Here is a 4,434-nt window from a genome sequence, read left to right as displayed (position 1 = left end):
AGGATTCAAATCTATGAAGACGGCTTATGCCACAATTAAAGGTATTGAAGTCATGCGTGCACTACGTAAAGGACAAGCATCGTCATTTTATTATGGTCAGCCTCAGGGTGAAGTATGTCTAATCAACAGGGTTTTCGGTCTCTAAGTACTTTTTAAAGGGAACATCATCGACTCAAATCTCTATTTGCAACAGTGCCTGATTATTGTAGGTTTACAATTTTAGGTAATTAGGATAAAAAGAGTTAATCTTTTGATTATTAATAAGATCAACTTGATGAAATAATTTTTTTATTTAGAGTAAATACTCTAAATATTTTTAATAAACAATTACCTAAGTGCTCATATGAACTTTAGAATTAAGATGAATTTATTAATAATTTGAAAAAGTTAGTGGAGAAATAATGGTAAAATTCAATGTATTTCTTTTGTATTTATTTGTTTTAGTATGTAAGTTTATAAAGTGTGTTTATAAGATAAAAAATCATATAATTATTTTATATTTGAATGATTTTTGTAATTATTTTAAAGCTCAGTTTTGTTGAAAATATTTACATAGTGAAACAAAACCGAGCTGATATTTTTTTAATTAAGTCAATTAATTTAAAGTTTTAAGCTGCTGCGAACCAATCCAGTGCTTTGAAAACTGATAAGCGGAACGACCTGAACGTTGACCTCGACCCTGGCACCAACGCAAAGCTTCAGCACGGGCTTCTGTAGTCAATTCCATTTCCGCCTTCTCAAGGTAATGCTCTACAATTTCCAGATAAAGATTTTGATCCATCGGATAGAAAGATAGCCACATACCAAAACGGTCTGATAAAGAAATTTTCTCTTCGATCGCTTCTTGAGGATGTAATTCGGTATATTGTGGAACATCTACTTTAGTAACGGGCGTATTTTCATGCATAAACTCTGGCAGTAAATGACGACGGTTACTGGTTGCATAAATCACAAAATTACTAGAACCGGATTGCAATGAACCATCTAATACACTTTTTAAACTACGGTAATTTTCATCTTCGGCATTAAAGGCCAGGTCATCACAATAAACAATGAACCTTTCCGGACGGTCGGCAATGAGTTTCTGGATTTCGGACAAATCTGATAAATCATCACGTTCAATTTCAATCAGACGTAAGCCTTGATCAGCATATTCAGTGAGCAGGGCACGAACAATAGAGGACTTACCTGTACCACGCGAACCGGTGAGCAGTACATCATTGGCAGGTAGGTTATTTAGAAACTGTAAGGTATTCTGAATTACTTTCTCTTTTTGCTTTTCAATTCCTTTCAAATCAGCCAGTTGAATCACTCTCAGCTTATGAATTGGTTTGAGTTGGCCATCTTGCCATTTGTAGGCATAAGCAGAGAAATCCGGTACGGTTTTAACTTCCGGCAGGCTTTGCTGAAGCTGCTGAAGGACAGTAGAAAGGGCATTTAAAATATGGTCGGGTAAATCAATTGTAGCCATGATCTCGGATTACGCATTTAAATTATGCTCATGATACTACCACTGCAAAAAAAGCAGTCAAAGCTAGAAAAATGTTATAATTTGCCCAAGAAAGGAGATTTTTCGCTATTGTCCCGCACGTATGATCTGCTTAATTTAAGTATGTGACAGATCTTGCAGCAGCAAAAATAAACATAAGGATCACGCATAGCATGTTGTTAACAGATTTTACTCATCAGATTAATCCTCATCAGGCTTATCGCATCAAGAAATTAAAGCAACAATTGCAGACTGCGGAAACTTATGAGGAGTGGAAATGCATTGCGTTAAAACTGGATGAAGAATCAGGTGCGCAGGAATGGAAGCTTGATAACTCTTCCGATTATTTTGATGCAGAAGTGATTTCTCATCGTCTGGGCAAACTTCGACGATACCGCCTGCAAAAGCGTACTCGTGATCTGATGCATATCTTGCGAGAAGGGCTCAGTTATGACATTGCCAATATCGCGCATCCTTTATTATTTATAGAAACATATGTTGGCACTAAAAAAATTATTGAAGATTATGTTGAAGAAGTAAGTAAAGGACTGGCTTATATCGCTTCGCAAGAATGTGAATGTCTGACGCTTGAAGAAAAAATAGAATATTTCGAACGTTGCCAGCGTGCTTATGGCCAGCCAGCGCTGATGTTTTCTGGCGGTTCAACGCTGGGACTATTTCATACTGGTGTGTGTAAGGCGTTAATGGAACAGGATTTGATGCCGAAAGTGGTATCGGGCTCGAGTGCTGGTGCCATCATGACGGCCATGTTGGGGGTATCCAAGCCATCTGAATATCCAGATATTCTTCAGGGACATAATTTCTTTAATGAAGCCTTTCATTTTCGAAATTTTCGTGAGTTGATGAAGGGTAATGGCGGTCTGGCAGATGTGAAATACCTAAAAAAATTCCTGATTGAAAATTTAGGTAATCTCACTTTTGATGAAGCCCTTAAAAAATCAGGCTTACATATTAATGTCGCCGTTGCACCTTATGATGCGACTCAAGATGCACGGATTATGAATGCTTATACTGCACCAGATCTATTGGTTTGGAGTGCAGTACTCGCATCCTGTGCTGTACCGATTCTATTTCCACCTGTGCGTCTGACCAGTAAGCGGAATGATGGCAAATTTACACCCTATATGTCCTCGACACGTTGGGTCGATGGTAGTGTACGCAGTGATTTCCCACAGGAGAAAATGGCACGGCTGTACAATATTAACTATACCATCGCCAGTCAGGTGAACCCGCATATTGTGCCTTTCATGCAGGACGATGCAGCCCGATTCCGTAAGGACATGCTGAGCTGGCCGCAACGAATTGCACGACGCCAAGGTAAGGTGTTTGCTAAAGGCATGATGGATTTTACCCGTGAGCGTGTAGGAAGTGTGCCGCCTGTACGCCGTTTGCTGGATCATGGTTATGGTGTAGTCGATCAGCGTTATTATGGTGATGTGAATATTGTCGGCAAATATGGTCTGCGTCATTATACTTATATGTTGCAAAACCCACGGCCACACCTGTTTAAAATCCTGCAACGTGAAGGTGAACGTGCCACCTGGCCGAAAATTTCCATGATTGAAACCCAAGAGCGAGTAGGGAAAACCATACAACATTGCCTGGAACTTTTAACCTATCAACATGCACCTGAACAGCAGAAAGAAGAATATATTCCAGTTGATATCTAGTCATGATCTAAACCAGATAAAATTTGAGCTAAACACAAAGCCACGAAGTCTGGCTTTTGGCCGTCGGCTCTATAAAGGCAGCTTGGATGGAGAAATTTACTGGCTTAAGGTGCAGCAGCAACATTCGACTGTATATAGTCAGCGTGGTTTTCAAAATGAATTCGGTTTTTATCAAAATTTATCTAATAATTTACTAGCCAAATTTCTGGCGCCGCATTTACTGATTAATTCAGAGATCACTATTGGTGGTGAAACTTTTCAACAGGGCATCTTGCTACAGGATTGTCCTTCTCATTTTGCGATTGATCCGGCTAATTTAAGCGTGTCTGATATTCAGAAACATTTGCTTGCAGCCTTGGATGCTGTGATGCAACTATATCAATGTGGCTATCTCCATCATGATTTAAAAGCAGAACATTTTGTCCAGTGCAAAGGGCAGGTCTGTCTGATTGATTTTGAACAGGCACATCGAATCTCGGATGAATCACCTCGAACATTAGATGCAACACCACGTTATATGGCGCCAGAATTATTTCACGCCGAAGTAAAAACGATTCAATCGGATATTTATGCATTAGGAATCATCTGGCTGGAATGGTTAAGTCAGACACGACTTAATGCTGGAAATTATGAGGATTGGGCTTATCTACACTGTCAACGATTGGAAATTAATCTTCCAGAAAAATTTAGGTCTTTTCAAACTGTGTTAAAAGGCATGCTTGCTCGGCATAAGTCGGCCAGGGTTGCTGATTTTGAAGAGATCAAATCTGCTTTGTTAATTATAATCGACTGATAAAGATACAAAAATCAATACTTTGTTTTTTATTTAATCAAATGATAAGCGTTTTATGAAAAAGTTCTTGTCAGGCTAAAATGATCTCTATAATATACACAGCCATCGGGGACGTGGCGAAATTGGTAGACGCACTGGATTTAGGTTCCAGCGCCGCGAGGTGTGAGAGTTCGAGTCTCTCCGTCCCCACCAAATTTACTTATGAGAATGAGTAGAGATGGTCGAGTAGAGGATTGGTGTAATGGTAGCATGACGGTCTCCAAAACCGTTCGTCAAGGTTCGAATCCTTGATCCTCTGCCATTAAAGTTTGAGAAAGCCGGCGATAAGTTGGTACCCGATGGGGACGTGGCGAAATTGGTAGACGCACTGGATTTAGGTTCCAGCGCCGCGAGGTGTGAGAGTTCGAGTCTCTCCGTCCCCACCACTCAAAAGAGACAAGGTTGATGCCTTGTTTTTTTTT

At 39.7% G+C, this 4,434-nt stretch carries 3 protein-coding genes, 3 tRNA genes and 1 pseudogene; 6 read left to right on the top strand and 1 reads right to left on the bottom strand.

Annotation, left to right across the window (positions count from 1 at the left end):
* Window positions 1-145 (top strand): annotated as a pseudogene (locus ACTJIX_RS14715) (IS6 family transposase); the annotation flags it as partial.
* Window positions 146-595: 450 nt separating this feature from the next.
* On the opposite strand, the gene ACTJIX_RS14710 reads toward ACTJIX_RS14715, so the two are convergent.
* Window positions 596-1,471: an ATP-binding protein gene (locus tag ACTJIX_RS14710; RefSeq protein ID WP_348892918.1), complete on the bottom strand. Its 876-nt coding sequence runs from the start codon at window positions 1,469-1,471 to the stop codon at window positions 596-598.
* Between the two features lie 191 nt (window positions 1,472-1,662).
* Between ACTJIX_RS14710 and ACTJIX_RS14705 the strand changes: the two genes are divergently transcribed.
* The 5 genes from ACTJIX_RS14705 (at window position 1,663) to ACTJIX_RS14685 (ending at window position 4,398) form a co-directional block, all read left to right on the top strand.
* Entirely contained in the window at window positions 1,663-3,180 is a 1,518-nt protein-coding gene (locus ACTJIX_RS14705; protein WP_004812363.1) for a DUF3336 domain-containing protein, read from the top strand.
* Complete coding sequence (locus tag ACTJIX_RS14700) at window positions 3,134-3,973, top strand: protein kinase domain-containing protein (protein WP_348892917.1); 840 nt, start codon at window positions 3,134-3,136, stop codon at window positions 3,971-3,973. The genes ACTJIX_RS14705 and ACTJIX_RS14700 overlap by 47 nt, the downstream gene beginning before the upstream one ends.
* A gap of 107 nt (window positions 3,974-4,080) precedes the next feature.
* Window positions 4,081-4,165: transfer RNA gene (locus ACTJIX_RS14695), tRNA-Leu, on the top strand.
* Between the two features lie 35 nt (window positions 4,166-4,200).
* Window positions 4,201-4,274 (top strand) — tRNA-Trp (locus ACTJIX_RS14690).
* A 39-nt stretch (window positions 4,275-4,313) separates the two neighbouring features.
* Window positions 4,314-4,398 (top strand) — tRNA-Leu (locus tag ACTJIX_RS14685).
* The last annotated feature ends 36 nt before the right edge of the window (window positions 4,399-4,434 follow it).

Origin of the sequence: Acinetobacter sp. 22323 (assembly GCF_052044895.1) — a bacterium.
Lineage (GTDB): Bacteria > Pseudomonadota > Gammaproteobacteria > Pseudomonadales > Moraxellaceae > Acinetobacter > Acinetobacter schindleri.
This window is presented reverse-complemented; position numbering and strand designations above follow the sequence as displayed.